Source organism: Acinetobacter sp. WCHAc060025 (genome assembly GCF_004209355.1).
GTDB classification, from domain to species: domain Bacteria; phylum Pseudomonadota; class Gammaproteobacteria; order Pseudomonadales; family Moraxellaceae; genus Acinetobacter; species Acinetobacter wuhouensis.
This window is the reverse complement of record NZ_SGSX01000043.1, coordinates 1-5,926: the sequence shown is the minus strand read 5'-3', so window position 1 is coordinate 5,926 and position 5,926 is coordinate 1. Positions and strand designations below refer to the sequence as shown.

Here is a 5,926-nt window from a genome sequence, read left to right as displayed (position 1 = left end):
TATTTCAATAGCACATAAGCAATAGTTATTCCCCATAAAGCCTTACGGATTCAATAATCCATCGCAATTGTTAATTGTTTTGGTATGGGGATCTTTTGTTTTAAAAGCACTAAAAAATTGGCGCACTTTTAACAGTAGTCTAAGAATATATCTACAGTTAAAGACTAGAAGATTATCTTTAAGAATAAGGTATGGATTGGTTATATCTTAATTAAATAAATAAAGGGAGAAGTATTTATTCTATGATCAATAAACAACGTAAACAAAAAGGTAAGAATGTATTAAACAAAGCTGATAGAAGCCACAATGTACAAGCTACAAGGGAAGTCTTAGAAAGATGTAGACAGAACATGAAGTCACCTAGAATGATGCACTTCATTGTAGAATTTAAAGCAGATCAGTTACCAACTAAGATTATTCAAAAGATTAAAGAAACGTATATTAGTCAATTTAAAAACTTTGAAAAAGAACGTGATGCTCGTTTAATTAATAGTAATAATCTAAAACTTGATGATAAAAAAATAGAAAACTATAAAGTCAGAAAGCGTAAGCCTGCTGATATTGAAATCATATATTCAATTGAATCCAAGATGATTAAGAGTTTTAAGTATGACCATATTCACCTTATGTTTATTGTGGACTTTGGAAATAATAGATTTGAGTACAGAGAGATAGTTTCAATTATAAATCGGACATTAAATAAATTACCTTTTGTTGTTCAGTTAGAATCTGAAAGTGACTTTAGCTATATTGGTTATCACGGAGAGAATGAGTGTGGTTTTTTACGATACAGGGATTGTAAAAGCACTATACAAGCTCAGGATGCGAGTAAGGCTGAAAATGGCAATTTCATTAACAAGTATGGTCATGATCTAAAAACTGAATTTAATGATGCCATGATCAGAGCAAGTTACCTTTGTAAGTCTGAACAAAAAGATTTACTACCTGATGAACTCAAGCGTTATTCTTTTGGTCATACAAGACCATCAAGAGCTTGTAATGATGATAAATACACTAAAGTAGCCTAAGCAACAGCGTGTACGTGAATGAAATTAAAATGAGTGGGTAATCCTGCTCATTCATTCACGTAGAGAAAGTTATTTAATATATAATTTTGTATAAATCTTAGATAAAACATTCCTATGAAAAAGAAAATTCTTACTTTCAGCCTTTTAATGGCATCAAGTTTTTCTATTTATGCTGGCTCAGTCGAGGCTGATTTTTATATATACCTATATAAAAATAAAGATGGAAGCACTGTCATTACCAATAAAAAGAGCAGTAATCCGAACTTAACTTTAATTAAAGTAACCAAAGTAAAAAGTAGTGGAGATGATGATTTAGATGTACGGAAAGATGTTTCAAAAGTAAGTGATAAAAACTTACGTTCAATCATAGTTACAAGTGATGGTCGCTATACAGATGTTCCATTAATTTCTCTTCCTCTCTCAAGATCAAGCTCAGGATTGAGTATAGAGCAAGCTAAAACTGTTACTAATGTTAGTAAGTTCTATAAACCTATTGATAGACAGCCCGAGTCAAAAAAGCACTTTGAATATTTAAAACCTAATGAAAATGTAAAGATTATTGATCATAAGGATACGAATGTTGATCTTGATGATTTGGAAGAGAGTGGCTATGTTCTACTTGGTTCAAGTAGGTTTATGGACAGAAAACTTTTTAAAAATGATGTAATTGAACAAGCTAAAAAAATAGGCGCAACCTTAGTTATATTTTATAAAGAAACAGACGTATCTATTCCTTATAGTAGAGAAGATGACCCTAATAATTTTGATATTATTTATAATTATATAGTTCTTTTTTATGTTAAAGATTTATTTTATAAACAGCCAGATATGTTTGGTATTCGTATGGGAAACATACCTATAAATGAAAGACCTTTATATCAACGTAATACTGGTGTTTATGTTCATCAGCTTACTCAGGATTCAAAAGCCTATAACGCTAATATTCTAGTTGGTGATGTGATTGTTTCTATCAATAATCGAACAACTTTATCTCCTGAAGAATTTAATAAAGTTAAACCAGAGGAACTGAAAAAGACAAAAACTTTAAACTTAAAAATACTTCGTATTGTAAAAGGTGATTTGAAGGAAATAGAAATACCGATCAGTTTTTAGAAACTGATGTGATTTTAGATTGTTTAATTATATCAATCTGAGTATATTGACCCAAAACTAAATGTTCATTACTTATTTGGGTCATGTGAATGAAGTACGTTCTCTATTATCGAGTATCAACGAATAAACAAGGTGTTTCGGGTTTAGGCTTAGAAGCTCAAGAACAACAGGTTCAAATGTATCTGCAATCAAAATCTGATGCAGTGATCGTTGGTACATTCACTGAAATTGATAGCGGACGTAAAGTAAACCGAGTTGAATTGAATAATGCAGTTGCTTTAGCTAAGAAAAACAAAGCTACGCTATTGGTAGCCAAGTTAGATCGTATTGCTCGTAACGTAAGGCTTTTTCTTGAACTACTTGATACTGTGAATATTGAATTTACCGACTTGCCAAATTTGGGAAATGGTACAGATGCAAGATTAGTACTTACACAATTATCAGCTTTTGCTGAATGGGAAGCGTCAAAGATAAGTGAACGTACTAAATCTGCATTACAAGCGAAAAAGGCACGTGGTGAGCCAATGGGAGTTATGGGGCATGAGAATATCAAGGCAACAAATGGCAAACGTAAGGAACAAGCAGATACCTTTGCTAAAGAGATGGCACCAATGCTGCTAAGTTTAAACATGAGCCAACGTGCAATGGTGGATTACTTAAACAAGATGAATATTAAAAGCCCAAACAATAAGGAATGGAGATTGAATAGTTTGCAGAATGTTTTAAAGAGAGCTAAAAAACTTACAGAGAGCAAAGCTAAACATGCGATTTAAACACTCTCGATATAGACCTTATGAAACATTCCACCATTTATCTACGGTAACAATCTATGTGGGCTATAAATGTGCTTTATCTAGCTTTAAACGCATATATTTTAAAATTTAAAATCCATTAATTTCCTCCCCTATAAATATCGGTTAGGCAATGGCATATATAGATCAAGGAAATTGAGTAATTTCATGTAACATTGATGATTGAATAATCCCATACTTTTTATATGGTATTAAATTATCATTCTTTTAATATTCAATAGTTTAAATTTTTAATAAGTGTGATTTGTTAAGCATGATAGATATAGATTGAAGTAAATTATCAAGATTTAAAAAACGCTTTTAGTCCTTTCTCTAAACGATCTTTTAAAGTACGTGATCGGTATTCAGATTTGTCATTAACATTTGATTTAGGTTGTTCAGTTTCTTGTACGTTTATGGTTGTACGGATTTGTTCAATTGTACTGTCAGGCGTGTTATCAGCCTGATTTTCTAAAGGTGTATATCCCAAAGCTAAAGTTAAGTTATCAATCTTGTCCTTTAATGATTCAATCTCTTTATACATACGCTCTTCACGAGTTTTTGCATATTGTTTATCTTGTTTTAATTCTTCAATTAATTGCTTGTACAGTTCTATTGTAGTGTTGTCAGTTACCGTATTGTCAGGCTTACTTGTAGCCTTATTGTCAGGCATACCGTAAATACGTTGCATTTCACTTAAATCAATCACCTTTCTATTTTGATTATCTACCTCATAACTGATAGTACCATTCTTCATTCGATCATAAATCGAAGTACGAGCAATACCGTATTTTTTAGATAATTCAGCTACAGTAAATTTAGGCATAGGGAATAAACAAAGAGTAATAATTGATTACAAGGAATCATATCCGATTTAAATTGATCAAAGCTAATGAGTAAGAGTTGTTTTAGTTATGACAGGAAGTATGATAAAACTATGCCTAGAAAATGAAAAACCCCGTAACTTTCAAAACTTGGCGGTAGAGAAGTTACGAGGTTGAATCCTTAGAACACGTTTGCACATGATCTGTTTTTAATAATACAGAACAAAAGTGCATTTGCAAACAGGTACGTTATGCAATGCAACAATTATCATTAGCCTTAGAGCAATTTACAGACAAATTACCGAACAAACCCTATTGTTCTGATGATTTGAATTATGGCGTTAGGATTTTACCTAAGCATTTAGCATTGCTGAAAAAATACATACAACCAAACCATCCTTACTACACTCATTTCTTTGTATTCGATTTGGATTACGACACGGCGTACATTGATTTTTATTATTCAATGACAGGTGTTCCTACGCCAAATTTAATTGTAGAGAATCCTGAAAACGGACATTCACATTACGTTTATCAGTTAGCAACTCCAATCTATAAAACTGATGCTAGTAAACCAAAACCAATACAGTACGGTAACGCCGTGTATAACGCTCTCAGGGACGTTTTAAACGCTGATGTAGGTTATACAGGTCTAATCACTAAAAACGCCGTACACGAGCAATGGCGAACATATACGATACGTTCTGAACCCTATACACTGAATCAATTAGCTGAACATTTAGAATTAACATCAAAACAGATTAATAAGCCTATTGCACCTGATGAAGCTGTGGGGCTTGGTCGTAATTGCTGTGTATTCCATACAGTACGTAAGTGGGCTTATGTTGAGATAAGGAAGTTTAGAGGTAAAGCATACAATCAATGGCTCGATGCTGTAGTTGCTGAATGTAGCAAGGTGAACAATCAATTCACATTACCCATGAATCATAATGAAATGAAAGGCATTGCTAAAAGTATTGCTCGTTGGGTATGGAAACGTGATCCCCACTGCTATGCAATGTTTATTGATCGTCAGACACGTAAAGGGGCTTTAGGTGCATCTAAAGGCGGTACAGTACGATCTATGTTATATCAAGATAAACGAAAACAAGCACAGCAATTGAAAACTAAAGGGATGAGTAATACGGCGATAGCTAATGAGTTAGGTGTTCATCGAAACTCAATTAATACATGGTTAAAATAAAAAAAGTGCACAAGTGCCCCTAAATCAAGGATATTAGCTGTTTGCTTTAAATTGGGGCTTTTTTGGGTTGCTCTCTTGGTTCAGATTTAATTTAATTTTTTATTAAATTGTGAAATTTACTTGATTAATACAAAAAAGTGTGTTTTGTATCTTTCACTATTTCTGTGTTGTGTTTAAAATATATAACTTATCTTCTTAGAAAAATAATCAGAAGATTTAAACATTTGGGCTTTGCCCATCACCACTCCCAAGCTCTCTATTGGATACATCACAACTTAACTTCTTAGGTTTTTATAACTTGAGGGGTTTCTGTACGTCCAATTTTACAATATGGGATAAATCAAAATATACAAAGGAAATTAATATGAAAAAATCACATTATCAAAAATCTCAACTTATCACTAATGATTATCTTGGCTGTGAGCTAGGGGATAAATACTATCGTGAGAATAACGTAGTAAAAATGAATCGCTTACTATGTAAAGCAATGAATCGTGGTCACTTGGTTTATCTATACGAGTTGCTGGATAATCCAGATTTAGAAGAATTGACGGAAGTGCTTCATGAACTCAAATCTCAGGAAGTTTTCTATGCGAGGATGAGTTTCGACCATAAGGTATTGCTAGTCATACTAACAGATAAGGGGGCTGATTTTGCTTTAGGAGTAGTTAATAGCGTTAGTACAGATTACACACTCATTTATCAAAATTCTTTAAATGCTGATGATACTGACTTGGAAGAAGTCGCATTTAATTTGTACCAGTTGTGTATTCATGTTCCAGATACTTTCAGCCACAAAGCAAAAAGGTTCTCATCTACAAATTTGGCTGATGATGACAAAAATTTATCGTTGGTATTTAAGAAACAAGGCGTCATCCAAACTCAGTAGGGTGTACTAAATTTCAAATTATTTTGTAATAGGATTGCTAGAGTTAGCAGAAACTTTTAGCTAACTTAAGTGAAATT

General features: G+C 32.6%; 6 protein-coding genes. 5 read left to right on the top strand and 1 reads right to left on the bottom strand.

What is annotated here, in order from left to right; all coding sequences use genetic code 11:
- Positions 1-242: 242 nt before the first annotated feature.
- The 3 genes from EXE09_RS18340 to EXE09_RS18330 all read left to right on the top strand — a co-directional run bounded on the left by EXE09_RS18340 (position 243) and on the right by EXE09_RS18330 (position 2,914).
- Positions 243-1,028: a hypothetical protein gene (locus EXE09_RS18340; protein WP_130118224.1), complete on the top strand. Its 786-nt coding sequence runs from the start codon at positions 243-245 to the stop codon at positions 1,026-1,028.
- A 114-nt stretch (positions 1,029-1,142) separates the two neighbouring features.
- A complete protein-coding gene (locus EXE09_RS18335; protein WP_130118223.1) occupies positions 1,143-2,141 on the top strand; it encodes a PDZ domain-containing protein in 999 nt (332 codons plus the stop codon).
- 89 nt (positions 2,142-2,230) lie between these two features.
- Entirely contained in the window at positions 2,231-2,914 is a 684-nt protein-coding gene (locus EXE09_RS18330) for a recombinase family protein (protein ID WP_130118222.1), read from the top strand.
- 319 nt (positions 2,915-3,233) lie between these two features.
- Here the strand turns inward: EXE09_RS18330 and EXE09_RS18325 are convergent, their stop codons facing one another.
- Positions 3,234-3,758: a plasmid replication DNA-binding protein gene (locus tag EXE09_RS18325; protein ID WP_130118221.1), complete on the bottom strand. Its 525-nt coding sequence runs from the start codon at positions 3,756-3,758 to the stop codon at positions 3,234-3,236.
- Positions 3,759-4,012: 254 nt separating this feature from the next.
- On the opposite strand from EXE09_RS18325, the gene EXE09_RS18320 reads away from it, so the two are divergent.
- Positions 4,013-4,960 carry a replication initiation protein gene (locus EXE09_RS18320; RefSeq protein ID WP_130118220.1) on the top strand — a complete coding sequence of 316 codons (948 nt, stop codon included), beginning with the start codon at positions 4,013-4,015 and terminating at the stop codon, positions 4,958-4,960.
- Between the two features lie 364 nt (positions 4,961-5,324).
- Positions 5,325-5,849, top strand: coding sequence for a hypothetical protein (locus EXE09_RS18315; protein WP_130118219.1), 525 nt, complete (start codon positions 5,325-5,327; stop codon positions 5,847-5,849).
- The last annotated feature ends 77 nt before the right edge of the window (positions 5,850-5,926 follow it).